The organism is Brevibacillus sp. AG, from assembly GCF_028369215.1.
GTDB classification, from domain to species: Bacteria; Bacillota; Bacilli; order Brevibacillales; family Brevibacillaceae; genus Brevibacillus; species Brevibacillus porteri.
The window spans coordinates 469,626-489,255 of sequence record NZ_JAQMYO010000001.1 but is presented as its reverse complement, the minus strand read 5'-3'; the positions used below and the strand labels follow the sequence as shown (position 1 = coordinate 489,255).

Below are 19,630 nucleotides of genomic sequence, written 5' to 3'. Positions count from 1 at the left end.
GGGCGACATAAGAAATTGCTATTCCTCCAATAAAAGCTGTGTCATTTCGCTTTTATTGGAGGAACCCTCTATAAATCGATAAATCACAGAGTTGAGGTGCAGAATGAATAAGCAAGAGAATATTGCAAAAATTTACCCGTTAACCCCATTGCAAGAGGGTATGTTGTTTCATGCTGTCAAAGATACGGACAGCAGCGCCTACTGCCTCCAGATGTCCGCAAAGCTCCAAGGTGATTTTCACCTGCCCATTTTTGAAGAGAGCATGAACAAGCTCGTAGAGAACAATGAGGTTTTGCGAACTGTGTTTGTTTATCAAAATCTGCAGCGACCTCGACAGGTTGTTTTTAAAGAGAGAAAAGTTACCGTTCATTTCGAAAACATTGCGCATTTGCCAATAGATGATCAGAACGAATACATAAAAGCGTATACCAGCCAGCATCATACATTTGAGCTGACGAAAGACGTCTTGATGAAAGCAGCCATTTTCCAAACGGGGGAGAACCAATATCAGTTCGTTTGGGCATTCCACCATATCATCGTCGACGGTTGGTCTTTGGGCGTGTTGCTCCATAAGCTACTCGGGTACTATGCCGCAATTCGTAAAGGCGAGGCTGTTCCGCGAGAAGCGACCAAACCATACAGCGAATACATCAAATGGCTGGATAAGCAAAACAAAGAAGAAGCACTTACTTACTGGCAGAACTACCTGGAAGGCTATGACCATCAGGCTGATTTCCCTAAAAAGAAGAATGTAGCGGAAGATGGCCATTATGTCCATGTGGAGAATCTTTTCACCGTCGCACCTGAGAAGACTCAGCAGCTGATGCAGATTGCCAATCAGAATCAGGCTACGATGAGCAGCGTGTTTCAATCTCTGTGGGGTATTTTGGCGAGCAAGTACAAAAATTCGGACGATGTGGTATTCGGTTCGGTTGTGTCAGGTCGTCCGCCAGGGATCCAGGGGATTGAGAGCATGGTTGGATTGTTCATTAACACGATTCCAACCCGCGTGCAAACGAATAAAAAACTAACCTTTAGTGGGCTGCTAAAAACAGTTCAGAAGCAAGCCTTGGCTTCTGCTTCTTATGATTTCGCTCCGCTGTACGAAATTCAGAGCAAGACGGTACTGAAACAGGAGTTAATCGATCATTTGGTAACGTATGAAAATTACCCGGATAGTGGTTTGAATGATCTGGAAGATTCCTTAGGCTTTCAATTCAACGTGGAAAATGGGGAAGAACAGACCTCCTATGATTTTAACGTTGTAGTAGCGGTCGCACCTTCGAATGAGATGTATGTGAAGTTGAGCTATAATGCATCGGTTTATGAGGAGTCATTCATGAACCGAGTAGAAGCGCACTTGAAAACGATCATTGAGCAGGTCATTCACAATCCGAATGTACTGCTTGAAGATATCGGAATCATCACGGATGAGGAAAAACAGCAATTGCTGGTAGCTTATAACGACACGACCGCCGATTATCCACGCGACAAAATGATTTTCGAGCTGATCGCGGAGCAAGCAAGACAGACGCCTTCGAAAGTTGCGGTTGTTTGCGGTGAAGATCGCTTTACTTATCGGGAGCTTCAGGAGCGTTCCAACCAGTTGGCCAGAGCTCTGCGTGGGAAAGGAATTACCCAAGGCAGTATCGTCTCCATTATGGCGGAGCATTCACTCGAGCTAATCGTGGCTATTATGGCAGTTCTAAAATCAGGCGGCGCCTATTTGCCGATTGATCCCGAGTATCCGATAGAGAGAATTCAGTATTTACTGGATGACAGTCAGACGACGATTCTCTTGACACAGTCTCATCTTCAAGAAAAAGTCGAGTTTGAAGGTGACATCCTCTACCTAGACAATCCTTCCATGTTTGAAGGAGACAGTACAGATCTTGACACAGCATGCACACCGGACGATTTGGCGTACATGATCTATACTTCCGGGTCCACGGGGAATCCAAAAGGCGCGATGATTACCCACCGAGGTCTAGTCAATTACATATGGTGGGCTAACAAGGAGTATGTCCAAGGGGAAGCTGTAGACTTTCCGCTATACTCTTCCATTTCGTTTGATTTGACTGTCACCTCGATCTTCACGCCGCTTCTGTCAGGCAATACGATCTATGTCTACAGAGGAACAGATAAAGTACAGGTCATTTTAGACATCATCCAAGATAATCAAGTGGGAATCATCAAGCTGACGCCTACACATTTGAAGCTCATTGAAGAAATAGATGGAACAAACAGCAGCATCCGACGGTTTATCGTCGGTGGTGAGAACTTGCCAACCCAATTGGCGAAGAGAATCTATGAGAACTTTGGACAGAATGTCAAGATTTTCAATGAGTATGGACCTACCGAAACGGTTGTGGGCTGCATGATTTATTTGTATGACCCTAAAAAACCCATCCAAGAATCGGTACCAATCGGAGTCCCTGCAGACAACGTACAGCTTTATTTGCTCGATTCCTCTATGCAGCCAATACCCGTTGGCTCCATTGGCGAGATGTATATATCTGGAGATGGCGTAGCCAAAGGATATTTTAATAGACCAGATCTGACTCAGGAAAAGTTCATCGATAATCCGTTCCGTCCGGGGACCAAAATGTATCGAACAGGCGATCTGGCGAAATGGCTGCCCGACGGCAATATGGAATACTTGGGAAGAATCGACCATCAAGTCAAAATTCGTGGGCATAGGATTGAGATGGGCGAAATTGAGACGCGTTTGACGCAGCATGAATGGATCAAGGAAGCTGTCGTCATCGCTGACAAGGATGACAGTGGTCAAAATGTGCTGTATGCCTACATTGTTTCCGAGCAGGAGTTGACCGTATCGGAGTTGAGAGAGCATCTGGGAAGTACACTTCCTTCCTACATGATCCCGTCCTTCTTTGTCCGTTTGGAGGAAATTCCGCTGACAGCCAATGGAAAAGTAGAGCGGAAGAAATTGCCGAAGCCTGACGGTGCAGTTGTAACGGGAACAGCGTACGTTGCTCCTCAGAATGAAACGGAAACAAAATTGGCTGAAATTTGGCAGCAGGCCCTGGGGGTTAGCCGAGTAGGCGTTCACGATCATTTCTTTGATTTGGGCGGACATTCACTGAAGGCTATGACAGTCATCTTTCAAGTCTCTAAAGCGTTGGAAGTGGATTTGCCAGTAAAGGCACTGTTCGAGAATCCGACCGTATCTCAGCTCGCTGCTTTTATCTCGAGATCGGGGAAAAGCAAGTACACAGCTATTCAACCGGTTGAGGTAAAAGAATTTTATCCCGTATCTTCTGCTCAAAAAAGAATGTACATCCTTCAGCAATTTGAAGGAAGTGGCATCAGCTATAACATTTCGGGAGCAATGTTGCTGGAAGGAAAGCTGGATTACAATCGTTTTGCTAGCACGGTCCAACGACTGGCGGAGCGCCATGAAGCCTTGCGCACCTCCTTCCACCGTATCGATGGTGAGCCTGTACAGAAAGTGCATAATGAGGTAGAAGTACCAACCCTGATGCTGAAGTCAACGGAAGACAAGGCGGAGCAGATCATGCGCGATTTTGTCCGTCCATTTGATCTCGGAACCGCTCCGTTGATTCGAACAGGCTTGGTCAAGTTGGGCAAAGACCGTCATTTGTTCCTGCTCGACATGCACCATATCATCTCGGACGGTGTTTCATCCCAAATTTTACTGAGTGAATTTGCCAAGTTGTACCAAGGGGAAGCCTTGCAGCCTCTTTCTCTCCAATACAAGGATTTCGCTGCCTGGCAAAATGAGCTGTTCCAGACGGACGTGTACAAGAAGCAGGAGCTCCACTGGTTGAATACGTTTGCTGATGAAATTCCTTTGCTCAATCTGCCGACTGATTATCCACGTCCAACCATTCAAAGCTTTGAAGGGGATCTTGTTCTTTTTGACGCAGGAAAAGAATTGACAGAGCGTTTGCGCAAGGTAGCAGCAGATACAGGTACAACCCTGTATATGGTCTTGCTTGCGGCTTACCATGTACTGCTGTCCAAGTATTCCGGCCAAGAGGATATCATTGTGGGTACGCCTGTCGCTGGTCGTTCTCATGCCGATGTGGAAAACATCATGGGGATCTTTGTGAATACGTTGGCCATGAGAAATCATCCTGCGAGCGACAAAACCTTTACCCGCTTCTTGCAAGAAGTGAAACAAAATGCGCTAGCGGCCTATGACAATCAGGATTATCCATTTGAAGAGCTGGTGGAAAAGCTGGCCATTCAACGTGACATTAGCCGAAATCCTTTGTTTGACACCATGTTTTCTTTGGAAAATGCGAATCAGCAGTCGCTGGAAATCGAGCAGCTGACAGCAGCTCCGTATGAGATATTTAACAAAATTTCAAAGTTCGATCTTGCTTTGAATGCGAGTGAATCGCAATCTGACATTCAATTCCAATTCGCATTTGGAACGAAGCTATTCAAGAAAGAAACCATCCAAAGAATGGCCCATCATTATCTGGAAATCTTGCGTACCATTCCTGCACAACCGAATGCCAAGTTAGCAGAAATCGACATGATGACAGAAGCAGAAAAACGTGCCCTCATTCTGAACGTCAACGATACTTTTGTCGAACGTTCCGCTGATCAGGTTTTGCACCAATTGTTTGAAGAGCAAGTATTGCTTACGCCAGATCAAGTAGCTGTAGCCTATGACGGATACGCCTTAACCTATCGACAGTTGAACGCCCGAGCCAATCAAGTAGCTCGTTTGCTGCGGAGCAAAGGAACGCAACCAGATACACTGATCGGAATTATGGTAGACCGTTCTATCGGGATGGTCGTGAGCATGTTGGCCGTGTTAAAAGCAGGTGGCGCGTATACGCCAATTGATCCTACTTATCCGCCAGAAAGAATCCAATACATGCTCAGCGACAGTAAAGCTCCGATTCTACTGACACAAAGTCATTTGAAAGAAACAGTAGAGTATGCAGGAGAAATCATCGACGTAGATGATGAAGCGATTTATGCAGGTGACGACACCAATCTTGACCATGTCTCTGGCCGGGATGACTTGGCCTATGTCATCTATACATCTGGATCGACCGGAAATCCCAAAGGGGTTATGATCGCGCATCAAGCGATTTGCAATCACATGCTTTGGATGAAGAATGCCTTCCCACTGACTACAGAGGATGCTGTCTTGCAAAAAACCCCGTTTTCCTTCGATGCTTCCGTATGGGAATTTTATTTGCCACTGATCACGGGGGGACGCCTGGTCCTTGCAAAGCCAGACGGACATCGTGACATCGAGTACATGACTCGTATGATCAGCGAGGAGAAGATCACGACTTTACAGATGGTTCCTTCCTTGCTGGACCTGATCATGACCGAACCGGCATGGAGCTCTTGCACGAGCTTGCAACGCGTTTTCTGCGGTGGAGAAGCATTGACACCTGCACTTGTTTCGCGCTTTTACGAGACTCAAACGGCACAGTTGGTTAACCTCTATGGCCCAACCGAGTCCACGATTGATGCGACATACTGGATTTGCCCTCGTTTGCCGGAGTATGGCGCGATTCCCATTGGCAAACCGATTGATAACGTCCGTTTGTACGTCGTAAATGCGAGCAACCAGCTCCAGCCTGTAGGGGTTGCAGGGGAACTGTGCATTGCTGGCGATGGTTTGGCCCGCGGCTACTGGAATCGTGAAGAACTGACAACAGCCAGCTTCATTGACAATCCGTTTGAACCGGATAGCAGGATGTACCGTACTGGCGACATGGTCAGGTACCTAGCCTGCGGCAACGTGGAATATCTCGGACGCATCGACCATCAGGTAAAAATCAGAGGCCACCGGATCGAACTGGGTGAGATCGAAGCAAGGCTTTTGCAGCATGAATGGATAAAAACGGCCATTGTCCTTGCTCGTCCAGATGAAAAAGGGCAAAACAACTTGTACGCCTATATCGTTTCCGATCAGGAAATCAAGACAGCCGACCTGAGAGCTTACATGGCTTCCCATTTGCCATCTTATATGGTTCCTTCTTATTTTGTTTATTTGGAGAAGCTGCCGCTCACGGCAAATGGCAAGGTAGATCGCAAAGCATTGCCTCAACCTGAGGGAGCATCCTCATCTGAAACCGTGTATGTAGCGCCGCGCAATGAAGTGGAAGCCACGCTCGCAGATATTTGGCAAAGTGTACTTGGCGTGAACCAAATCGGGGTCCACGATCATTTTTTCGAGTTGGGCGGACACTCTTTGAAGGCGATGAACGTCATCTCTTTGATCCATCGCACCCTTCAAGTAGATGTGCCGTTGAAAACACTGTTTGAATCGCCTACCATCGCTGACTTGTCGTTATACATCGCGACTGCTAGCAAAGGCAAGTATACGACGATTGAACCTGTCCAAAAGCAGGAGTATTACTCGGTGTCTTCTGCACAAAAGAGAATGTTTATTCTCCGACAAATGGAAGGTGCAGGCATCAGCTACAACATGCCGGGCATCCTGTACATCGATGGCAAGCTGGATACAGCGCGTTTGCAGCAAGCGCTCAAGAGTCTGGTGAGACGCCATGAATCTCTGCGTACCTCGTTCCACTCCATGAAAGGAGAGACTGTTCAGCGCGTACATGAAGATGTCGAGCTGGAAATCTCGTTGATGGAGTCAACAGAGGGAGAGCTTAAACAAATCGTCGAGCAATTTATTCAACCGTTTGATTTGGAAAAAGCTCCTCTGATTCGCGCTGGACTGGTCAAACTGGCTCCGGAACGCCATCTTTTCATGCTGGATTTGCACCATATTGTGGTGGATGGTGTATCTATTGGCATCCTTGTTCAAGAGCTTGCTCAGCTTTACCACGGGGAAGAGCTGCCAGAACTGAGCATTCAGTACAAGGACTTTGCCCATTGGCAGAATCAATGGTTCGAGAGAGAAGAGTTTGCTGCGCAGGAAGCCTATTGGATCGATACTTTTACGGGCGAAATTCCTGTATTAAATCTTGCAACGGATTATCCGAGACCTTCTGTGAAAAGCTTCGAGGGTGAGCGATTTGTTTTCAGCTCTGGTGCCCTTTTGAAAAAAGAATTGAATCGACTTGCCCATGGTACAGGAGCTACGCTCTACATGGTTCTGTTGGCTGCCTACAATGTACTTCTCTCCAAATACGCTGGACAAGAGGACATTATTGTTGGTGCGCCTACTGCTGGCAGGTCCCATGCAGAAACGGATTCGATCATCGGTATGTTTGTCAATACACTGGCTTTGCGAAACGAGCCTGTGGGGGATAAGACCTTCCTTAGCTTTTTGGCAGAAGTGAAAAACAATACGCTGAAAGCCTTTGAGAATCAGGATTACCCACTGGATGAGCTGATCGATAAGCTGAACATTCAACGGGATCTAAGCCGCAATCCTTTGTTTGACACCGTATTTATCTTGCAAAATATGGATCAAAAGCCGTTCGAAATGGAGCAACTGACGTTTACACCTTATATGGCAGAAGTGAATCAGGCCAAGTTTGATCTGTCATTAGAGGCGTATGAAGAAGATGAGGAGATTGTCTTTAGTCTTGATTACTGCACCAAATTGTTTACACGAAAAACGATTGAAAAAATAGCGGCACATTTCATCCGAATCCTTCATGCCGTTATTGAGCAACAAGCCATTACCTTGTCTGAAATCACGATGCTTTCCGATGAAGAAAAGCATCGCTTGTTAGTAGAATTCAACCATACGCATAAGGAATATCCGCAGAACAAGACACTCCATGAGCTATTTGAGGAGCAAGTGGAAAAAACACCACAGGTTGCTGCGGTTGAAATCGGCGATAAGCAGATGTCCTATCACGAATTGAATGAGCGAGCAAATCAGCTTGCCGTTACCTTGCGTGAACGGGGAGTAAAGGCTAACCAATTCGTAGGAATCATGGCAAACCGTTCTGTGGAAATGGTTGTGGGAATCATGGCCATTTTGAAAGCAGGTGGAGCCTACGTGCCGATCGATCCTGAATATCCGGAAGATCGTGTAGCCTACATGCTGGAGGATTGCGAAGCACGTCTCGTGCTTACCCAAACACATCTTGGAGCTAAGCTAGCTTCTAGTGTGAGCGCGGAATGCTTGTATCTGGAGGAGGAGAAGAACTATTCTCCCAACCGTTCGAATCTCGAGCAGATTCAAACCGCTTCCGATTTGGCTTATGTCATCTACACATCAGGGACAACAGGCAAGCCAAAAGGAGTAATGATCGAGCATCGTGGCATTGTCAACAGCGTGTTGTGGAAGAAAGAGGAGTATCAGTTTAGCGTCGATGATAGAAGTCTTGTGCCCCTATCCTTTGCGTTTGATGCCTTTGTTCTTTCCTTCTTTACACCGATCCTTTCCGGTTCAACCGTCGTCTTGGCGGAGGATGCTGAAGCCAAAGACCCTGTATCTCTCAGAAACCTTATTGCAGCTGCGAGATGCACCCAAATGACATGCGTGCCAAGTTTGTTCCAAGCTATATTGGAATGCAGCTCTGCTGCGGATATCAGTTCCCTGCAAACGGTCACACTTGGGGGCGAAAAAGTATCTGCTCAGCTCGTTGAGAAGAGCAATCAGCACAATCCGCAATTGGTCATCGTCAATGAATACGGTCCGACTGAAAGCAGTGTCGTCGCCACCTCGCAGCGAATTTCGCAACTAGATTCTGCGATAACGATCGGACGTCCTATTGCTAATACCAGCATCTTTATCGTGGACAAATTCCATCAGCTACAGCCAATCGGCGTCGTCGGGGAAATTTGCATCGGTGGCCACGGTTTGGCACGTGGATATTGGAACAAGCCGGAACTCACAGCAGAGAAGTTCGTTTCCCATCCTTATTTGGAAGGCGATCGCATGTACAAGACTGGCGATCTTGGAAAGTGGCTCCCTGACGGAACGATTGAATTTGTCGGTCGCTTGGATGAACAGGTAAAAGTAAGGGGATATCGGATTGAAATCGGCGAGATTGAGTCGGTTATGCTCTCCTTTGAAAAGCTGACTTCGGCAGTTGTGATTGTCCATGAGGACCAACAGGGCCAATCGTCGCTTGCTGCTTATTACACGGCAGAAGAAAAGCTTGAAGTCTCGAGTCTGTGGTCGTATCTGTCTCAAAGCTTGCCGTCTTACATGATTCCTGCGCACTTGGTCCAGCTCGATCTTCTCCCGCTTACACCTAATGGAAAGATCGACAGGAAAGCCTTGCCAGAACCAGAAGGCAGACCTGTAACGGGAGCAGAATATGTGGCGCCAGCAAGTCCTGTGGAAAGCAGTCTGGTAGAGATTTGGGAACGTGTGCTTGGGGTAAACGACATCGGTATTCTCGACAACTTCTTCCAGCTAGGTGGGCATTCCTTGAAAGCCATGTCGCTCGCCGCACAGATCCATCGAGAGTATCAAGTCGAGCTTCCACTCAGAGTACTCTTTGCGACACCTACCATCCAGGCATTGGCCCAGTATATCGAGACAAGTGGAAAAGACACACATGTACCGATTCAGCCTGTACCGTGGCAAGCGTACTATCCTGTTTCCTCTGCACAAAAAAGGATGTTTGTCCTGCGCCAGTTTGAAGGCACCGGCACAGTCTATAACATGCCAAGCGTGATGTATATCGAAGGCGATCTGGATCGTGCACGCTTTGAAACCGCGATACATGGGCTAGTTAATCGACACGAATCGTTGCGAACATCCTTCCACACAGTGAATGGCGAGCCTGTTCAGCGTGTACATGAGGCAGTCGAACTGGATGTGCGCTATGAGGATTTGACGGAAGACCAAGTCGAGCAAACCATCGAATCATTTGTGCAAGCATTTGATCTACAGAAGGCTCCGTTGTTGAGGGTCGGACTCTTCAGCTTGGGAGAGAAGCGACATCTCTTCCTGATGGATATGCATCACATCATTTCGGATGGAGTCTCTGTCGGAATCATCATGGAAGAATTCTCGAAACTGTATCGGAACGAGAATTTGCCAGAGCTTGCTGTTCAATACAAAGATTTTGCTGTCTGGCAGACTGATCTGTTCCAAACAGACATCTATACAAAGCACGAGAACTACTGGTTGAAGTCCTTCGCGGGTGACATTCCGGTACTGAATCTGCCTGCCGATTATTCTCGTCCGATGGTTCAAAGCTTTGAGGGAGATTGCATTTCGTTCCAAACAGACAAAACGCTGATGGACGATTTATACAAGCTCGCTCATGAGAACCAAACCACGCTGTTTATGGTCTTGCTAGCGGCTTACAATGTGCTCCTTTCCAAATACAGCGGCCAAGAAGACATCGTAGTGGGAACACCGATCGCTGGCAGATCTCATGCGGATGTAGAAAAAGTCTTGGGAATGTTTGTCAATACATTGGCTTTGCGTAACTACCCTGACGGAACGAAATCGTTCCAGGCATTTTTGGAAGATGTCAAACAGAATACGCTGCAAGCATATGCCCACCAGGATTATCCGTTTGAAGCACTGGTCGAAAAACTGGAAATCCAGAGGGATCTCAGCAGAAACCCGCTGTTTGACACCATGTTTATTTTGCAAAACCTGGACAAAAAAGCTTATGAGCTGGATGGGCTGAAATTTGAAGCCTACTCCGGAGATGGACAGCAAGGCAACGCCAAATTCGATCTCACACTGGAAGCGCATGAAGATGAGACAGGAATTCATTTTGGTCTCGTGTACTCCACGAAATTGTTCCAAAGAGACACGATTGAAAGAATGGCAGGTCATTTCCTCCAGGTGCTGCGAGGAGTCATTGCAGACCAAACATCGGCGTTGCGTCAAATCAACTTGCTCGGTGAGGAAGAAAAACACCTTGTAACTGTTGCATTCAACAATACGTTTGCCGCGTATCCACGCGAAGGCACGATTCAAGAGCTGTTCGAGGAGCAAGTGGAAAGAACGCCCGAGCATACGGCAGTTGTGATGAACGAACAGATGCTGACGTATCGGGAGCTGAACCAAAAAGCGAATCAGATCGCAAGTGCTCTTCGCCGTGAGGAAATCGGGAAGGATTCCGTGGTCGGACTGATCGCAGATCGTTCTCTCGAGATGATCACAGGCATAATGGGGATCATCAAAGCGGGAGGCGCCTATTTGGGGATTGATCCAGAGCATCCATCCGAGCGCATTTCTTACATGCTTGAAGATGGCGGCGTGAAGGTTGTCCTTGTTCAAAGACATCTGTTGCATCTCGTCGAAGAAGGTCTCATTCCAATCATTTTGGAAGACGAGAGCCTGGAGAAAGAAGATGCCAGCAACCTAGCTAATTTCAATGATGCCAAAGACTTGGCCTATGTGATGTACACGTCGGGTTCAACGGGCAAACCAAAAGGAGTCATGGTCGAGCATCGCAATGTCACCCGATTGGTGAAAAATACGAATTACGTTCAAGTACGCGAAGAAGATCGCATGATTCAAACGGGCGCTATTGGCTTCGACGCCATGACGTTTGAGATTTTCGGAGCTCTGTTGCATGGTGCTAGCTTGTTCCTGGTTACCAAGGATGTTCTGTTGGATGCGGAGAAGCTGGGCAGCTTCCTGCGAGAGAATCGGATTACAACGATGTGGTTAACTTCACCACTGTTTAACCAGCTTTCGCAAGATAACCCGGCGATGTTTGATGGCTTGCGTGCGTTAATCGTCGGTGGCGAAGCACTGTCTCCGAGACACATCAACAAAGTTAACAGCGCCCATCCCGCTCTGGAAATTTGGAACGGATACGGCCCGACAGAGAACACTACTTTCTCTACATGCTATTTGATTGAGAAGGAATTCGAAGACAATATTCCGATTGGGAAGCCGATCACGAACTCCACTACGTATATCGTGGATCGCTACAATCAGCCGCAGCCAATTGGGGTGCCGGGTGAATTGTGCGTAGGTGGAGACGGGGTAGCCAGAGGTTATTTGAACAAGCCAGAATTGACTGCCGAGAAGTTTGTTCCGAATCCGTTTGTTTCTGGTGAAAACATGTACCGCACAGGGGATTTGGCGAGATGGAAGGCGGATGGAACAATTGAGTATTTGGGACGTATCGACCAACAGGTAAAGATCAGAGGCTATCGGATCGAGCTTGGGGAAATCGAGACCGTTCTCACCAATCTGGCAAAGGTAAAAGAAGCTGTCGTTACGGTGATGGATGATACGAACGGCCAAAAAGCTCTTTGCGCTTACTTTGTTCCAGAAACGGAACTCGACGCAGCAGAGTTGAGAGAAGCGATTTCCAAAGAATTGCCTAGCTACATGGTGCCAGCCTTCTATGTCCAAATGGATAAACTGCCTTTGACTGCAAACGGAAAGCTCGATCGAAGAGCATTGCCTGAACCAACTGGTGATCGGGTTCAAAGCTCCACATATGTCGCTCCACAAAATGCGACTGAGACGAAGCTGGCTGAAATTTGGCAAGAGGTACTGGGTATTCATGCGATAGGCATTCACGACAACTTCTTTGAACTGGGCGGACATTCCCTGAAAGCCATGAATGTGATCACGCAGGTGCACAAAGCATTTCAGGTTGAGCTTCCGTTAAAAGCACTGTTTGAATCTCCTACGATCCATGAACTCGTTGGGTATATCACCGCGAGTGAGATTGAACAGTTCGAGACCATTGAACCAGTAGAGCAAGCAGATTATTATCCAGTCTCGTTTGCACAAAAAAGAATGTACATCCTGCATGAGTTTGAAGGAAGCGGGATTAGCTACAACGTGCCAAATGTGCTGATAATTGATGGCCATTTGGATTACGAACGCTTTGAACATGCGATCCGAACACTGGTAAAACGACACGAATCCTTGCGAACATCCTTCCATTCGATAAACGGGGAACCCGTACAACGAGTACATGAGGATGTCGCACTTCTCATCGGTATTTCCGAGGCGACAGAAGACCAAGTAGAGCAACGCATTCAGGAGTTGGTCCAGCCGTTTGATCTGGAAGTGGCTCCGTTGTTCCGGGTTGACTTGATCAAACTGGGAGCAGAACGACATTTGTTCTTCATGGATATGCACCACATTATCTCGGATGGCGTTTCGCTTGCAGTCATCGCCAAGGAGTTTGCGAGCTTGTACGAAGAAAAGCAGCTCCCTGACATGCGCATCCAGTATAAAGATTTTGCTGCTTGGCAAACGAAGCTGTCCCAGTCTGAGCGTTTCCAAAAACAGGAGGATTATTGGACGAATGTCTTTGCAGGGGAGATCCCGTTACTCAACCTGCCAAATGACTTCCCAAGACCTACTGTTCAAAGCTTCGAAGGCGACACAGTAGCGATCGTTACAGGAAATGAATTGCTTGTGGAATTAAGACAACTCGCTGCAAATACAGGCTCAACACTGTTCATGGTGCTTTTGGCAGCCTACAATGTGCTGCTGTCCAAATACGCAGGACAGGAAGAAATTGTAGTCGGCACACCGATTGCAGGTCGATCCCACGCAGATGTGGAACGAATCGTCGGCATGTTCGTCAACACGCTTGCTTTGAAAAATGTGGCAGGAGGCGACCTGACCTTCCGCGAGTTTTTGGGTGACGTGAGACAAAATGCGCTACATGCGTTTGAACATCAGGATTATCCGTTTGAACATCTCGTAGATAAGCTGCAAGTGCGGCGCGATCTAAGTCGAAATCCACTGTTCGATACGATGTTCAGTCTGGGGCTTGCGGACTCATCTGCATTAGAAATTGCAGGACTCAACATGTCTCCTTACCCGGTAGATGGCAATATCGCGAAATTCGATATCGCTCTGGATGCGATGGAACAACAGGATGAGCTTCTCGTGCAGTTCAGCTATTGCACGAAGTTGTTTGCAAAAGAATCGATCGATCGCATGGCAACTCATTACGTCAACCTCCTTAAGACGATCATCGCGAATCCAGATAGCAAGCTGGCAGAGTTCAGTGTTTTGTCAAAAGATGAGATGGAGCAAATGCTGCATGATTTCAATGCAACAAAAGCCGCTTATCCAACGAATAAAACGTTCCAGGAGCTATTCGAAGAGCAGGTCGAAAAATCACCGAACCAGGTAGCTGTCATCTTCGAGGATGAACAGCTAACGTATCGGGAATTAAATGAAAAAGCAAACCAGCTCGCACGTGTTTTGCGCCAAAAGGGAGTCAAGCCAGAGAGCACGGTCGGCATCATGGTAGACCGCTCGTTGCACATGGTAGTAGGGACGCTCGGTATTTTGAAAGCCGGCGGCGCCTACGTTCCGATTGATCCAGACTATCCATTGGAGCGTCAAGCATTCATTTTGGAAGATAGCGATGCGAAGCTGTTCCTTACCTTGCAAAAGTTGAATACGCAGCTTGCATTCCCTCACGAGACTCTCTATCTGGATGCAGAGGGGTTGTACCAGGGAGAAGCGAGCAATCTGGAGCCTGTGGCACTTCCGGAACACGCGGCTTACATCATTTATACTTCTGGTACGACTGGCAAGCCAAAAGGGGTCGTGATCGAACACCGGAGCTATGCGAATGTCGCGTTTGCCTGGCAGGATGAGTATCACTTGGACACCTTCCCGGTTCGCTTGCTGCAAATGGCGAGCTTCGCCTTCGATGTATCGACTGGCGATTTTGCTAGAGCATTGCTCACAGGAGGGCAGCTGGTCATTTGCCCGAATGAGGTTAAAATGGACCCTGCTTCCTTGTACGAAATCATCAAGCGGTATGAAATCACTATTTTCGAAGCGACACCAGCTTTGATCATGCCATTGATGCATTACATTTACGAAAACAAGCTAGACATCAGTCAGATGCAGCTCCTGATTCTCGGAGCAGACAGTTGTCCAGCAGAAGACTTCAAGACCTTGCTCACGAGATTCAGCCATTCGTTACGCATTGTTAACAGTTATGGGGTAACAGAGGCGTGCATCGATTCCAGCTATTACGAAGAAACCGATGTCTCATCCATTCGCTCGGGAACGGTACCGATCGGAAAACCGCTGCCGAATATGCAAATGTATGTGATGGATCAACAATTGAATCTTCAGCCTGTTGGAGTCGTGGGTGAGTTGTGCATCGGTGGAGCAGGGGTCGCACGCGGTTATTTGAACAGACCTGATCTAACACTGGAGAAGTTCGTACCGAATCCTTTCGCGCCAGGTGAACTGCTGTATCGTTCAGGTGATTTGGCGAAGTGGCGCGCGGATGGCAATGTGGAATTCTTGGGTCGTAACGATCATCAAGTGAAAATCAGGGGTGTCCGTATCGAGCTGGGCGAAATCGAGACACAGCTACGCAAGCTGGACGGAATCTTGGAAGCAGTTGTCATCGCAAGAGAGGATCACAGACAAGAAAAGTATTTATGCGCGTACATGGTGGCAGAGCACGAGATCGACACAGCACAAGTACGCCAGGAATTGCTAAAAGATTTGCCTCAAGCGATGATTCCATCGTATTTTGTAACGCTTGAAGCGCTGCCGCTAACCGCAAATGGGAAGATCGACAGACGTTCCTTGCCGGCGCCAGATGTATCCATGCTTAGAACGACGGATTACGTAGCACCTCGTACGGAGTTGGAAGCGCAATTGGCCCGCGTATGGGAGCAAGTGCTGAATATGGAGCAAGTAGGGATTCTGGATGATTTCTTTGCAATTGGCGGTCACTCCCTGCGTGCGATGAGTGTGATTTCGAGCATGCATAACGAATATCAAGTCGATATTCCGCTTCGTGTTTTGTTCGAAAAACCGACGATTCAACAGTTGGCTGCACACATCGAAGAGACAGCAAGAGGATATGTCATTTCGATTCAACCAGCACCTGCGCAAGAGTATTATCCTGTTTCATCGGCTCAAAAGCGCATGTATATCCTCCATCAATTTGAAGGGGTCGGTATTAGCTACAATATGCCTTCGACCATGCTGATCGAAGGGAAGCTGGAACCGGAACGATTAGAGACAGCGTTCAAGCAGCTGATAGAGCGACATGAGAGTCTTCGTACGTCTTTTGCCGTTGTAAATGGAGAACCTGTTCAGAAGGTTCACGAGGAAGTTTCTTTTGAACTTTCGTATACAACGATCACAGAAGACCAGGCACAAGAGGTCCTTTCAACCCTCGTTCAGCCATTCGATCTGGGAGTAGCGCCGTTGCTTCGCGTCCGTCTGCTGCAAATCGGAGAAGATCGTCATGTGCTCTTTACCGACATGCATCATAGCATCTCCGACGGTGTATCTTCTGGTATTCTCCTGACAGATTTAGTGCAGCTGTACCAAGGGGACGTTTTGCCAGAACTGCGAATCCAGTACAAGGACTTCTCCGTATGGCAACAGGAGCTTTTCCAATCCGATGCTTTCAACAAGCAAGAAGAGCACTGGGCACAAGTGTTTGCAGACGAAATTCCAGTACTAAACCTGCAAACGGATTTCACCCGACCAAGCATTCAAAATTTCGCAGGGGATCAGTTTACCATCGGAACGGGTAAACAACTCATGGAAGGCTTGAACCAGCTGGCTCGAGAAACGGGAACGACGCTGTACATGGTGCTCCTTGCGACGTACAACGTACTGCTTTCCAAGTATTCCGGGCAGGAGGACATCATCGTCGGTACGCCGATTACAGGCAGATCCCATGCTGAATTGGAACCAATCGTCGGTATGTTTGTAAACACATTGGCGATGAGAAACAAGCCGCATGCTGGGAAAACATTCACCGAGTTGTTGCTGGAAGTCAAGCAGAATGCATTAGACGCTTACGCTCATCAGGATTATCCGTTTGAGGAGCTGGTGGAAAAACTCGACATTCCGCGAGACTTAAGCAGAAACCCGCTCTTTGACACTATGTTTACTGTGCAGAACAACACGGATGATTCCATCGATCTGCTCGGATTGACACTTGCTCCTTTCATGACTGATCAGGCTGGCAACCATTCCAAATTCGATTTGACGCTGATTGCCACAGAAGAGCGTGAAGAGATTAGCATTGGCGTGGAGTACAGCACGAGCTTGTTTACGAGAGAGACGATTGAACGGTTAAGCAACCACTTCATGGCTATTGCCCAAATCGTTGTGCAAAATCCACATATCCGCTTGAGTGAAATCGACATGCTCAGGGCGGAGGAGAAGCAGCAAATTTTCGAGCATTTCAATGATACAGCTGTCAGCTATGTACAAGACAAAACGCTGCATCAATTATTCGAAGAGCAAGTTGCGAAGACGCCAGATCAGGAAGCTATTCTCTTTAACGGTCTGTCACTGACGTACAGCGAGCTCAATGAACGAGCCAACAGACTGGCAAGAGTTCTGCGCACCAAAGGAATTGGACCTGATCGTCTTGTAGCAGTCATGGCGGAGCGTTCACCAGAGATGATCATTGGCATCCTTGGTATTTTAAAGGCAGGCGGTGCGTATGTTCCGATCGACCCGGCGTATCCGCAAGAACGCATTCAGTACTTGCTGGAGGACAGCGACGCAGCACTGCTTCTCTGCCAGTCTCATCTGTCAGAACTATTGTCTCGCGTGTCGAGCGGGCTTGATTGGCTCGATCTGAACGCAGAGCATGACGTCGAGATGGATGGCGCCAATCTCTCATCACTCAATCAACCGACTGATCTCGCCTATGTGATCTATACATCGGGGACGACCGGTAAGCCGAAGGGCGTCATGATTCCACATCAGGGAATCGTCAATTGCTTGCAGTGGAGAAGAGATGAGTATGGATTCGGACCGGGTGACAAGGCGTTGCAGGTATTCTCTTTTGCCTTCGATGGGTTTGTAGCCAGCTTGTTCGCTCCGCTTCTCGGTGGTGCTAGTTGCGTCTTGCCGAGAGAGGAAGAAGCCAAAGATCCAGTAGCGCTGAAAAAGCTGATTGCCTCAACGGGAGTCACACATTATTACGGTGTACCGAGTCTGTTCCAAGCGATTCTGGATTGCTCAACCGCTGCAGATTTCACTCCTCTGCGTTGCGTAACATTGGGAGGCGAGAAACTACCTGCGCAGCTTGTGCAAAAAACGAAAGAAAAACATCCAGCAATCGAGATCAACAATGAATACGGTCCGACCGAAAACAGCGTCGTCACTACCATCTCTCGTTCGATCGAAGCAGGGCAAGACATCACGATTGGGCGACCGCTAGCCAATGTACAGGTTTACATCGTAGATACACAACATCACTTGCAACCGATCGGCGTAGTGGGAGAGCTATGCATCGGAGGACCCGGACTTGCAAGAGGTTATTTGAATAAATCAGAGCTCACACAAGAGAAGTTCGTTCCGAATCCGTTTGTGCCAGGAGAGTTCATGTACAAAACAGGTGACTTGGTGAAATGGCGGACAGATGGCACGATCGATTATATCGGTAGGGCTGACGAACAGGTGAAGGTGAGAGGGTACCGCATCGAGATAGGGGAAATCGAGAGCACCATACTTGCTTACGATGGCATCGATCAAGCAGTGGTGGTTGTGCATGAGGATGACGTAACGGCCGGACAGTATCTTTGCGCGTATCTTGTTCCAGCAGCAGAGGTATCCGTTTCTGAGCTGAGAAGGCATCTGGCGAAGGAACTGCCTGCGTACATGGTTCCAAGCTATTTTGTCCAGTTGGATCAACTGCCGCTTTCGGCCAATGGAAAAGTGGATCGCAAAGCGTTACCGAAGCCACAGTCATCAGATGCGACCACACGTGAGTTCGTGGCACCAAGAACTGCGACTGAGCATCAATTGGCATCCATTTGGCAGGAAGTTTTGGGAATCGAACCGATCGGCATCACTGACCATTTCTTTGAACTGGGTGGACATTCCTTGAAAGCTACGCTGCTGGTTGCAAAGGTGTATGAGTACATGCAGATTGAATTGCCGTTGAACCTCATTTTCCAGCATCCAACCATTGAGAAGGTAGCGGATTTCATCACGAACAAGAACTTTGAGGGCAACTCCGGAAGAGCCATTCTCTTAAATGAAGAGACGGCTAGAAAGGTATTCTGCTTTACGCCAATTGGTGCCCAGAGCGTCTATTACCAGAAGCTTGCTGATGAAATCAAGGGCGTTTCCCTGCATAGCTTTGATTTTATCGAAGAAGACAATCGACTTGAGCAGTACATCGAAGCCATCGTGGCGATTGATCCAAAAGGTCCGTATACGCTCATGGGATATTCATCAGGAGGCAATCTGGCGTTTGATGTTGCAAAAGAACTGGAGAACCAAGGATATGTCGTGACCGACCTCATCTTGTTCGATTCATACTGGAAAGACAAGGTGATGGAAAGGACTCTGGCGGAAACAGAGAGTGACATTGCCCAGTTATTTGCCGAAATTGGAGAAAACATCGAGATGTTCAACATGACACAAGAAGACTTCAATTTGTACGCTGCAAATGAATTCGTCAAGCAAAGCTTCATTCGAAAAACAGTCAGCTACGTCATGCACCACAATCAACTGATCAATACGGGTGCAACGAACGCAGAGATCCATCTCATTCAATCAGAGCTGGAATCGGGCGAGGAAGATCTAGTCGCAGTCAAATGGAATGAAGCCGCTTGGGCACAGGCTACGAAACGACTGATGACGTACGAAGGGTACGGAATCCACTCCAGAATGCTGGGAGGAAATTACGTGTCGATGAATGCCTCCATCCTCCGAGACATCCTGCAAGAGCTGTTCATTCTGAAATAAGGTCGCGGCTTTGTGATGATTCCCCTTGGGAACACGTTTTCCAAGGGGAGTTCATCCATTACA

The 19,630-nt window shown here is 47.8% G+C and carries 1 protein-coding gene; it reads left to right on the top strand.

Annotation, left to right across the window (positions count from 1 at the left end; genetic code table 11):
* Positions 1-103 precede the first annotated feature (103 nt).
* A complete protein-coding gene (tycC, locus tag POF51_RS02100) occupies positions 104-19,567 on the top strand; it encodes a tyrocidine non-ribosomal peptide synthetase TycC (protein WP_069845047.1) in 19,464 nt (6,487 codons plus the stop codon).
* Positions 19,568-19,630: the final 63 nt, after the last annotated feature.

What these genes read in the sequence shown, in the direction of transcription:
- tycC (WP_069845047.1), top strand. Translation starts at nt 104, where the DNA reads ATGAATAAGCAAGAGAATATTGCAAAAATTTACCCGTTAACCCCATTG.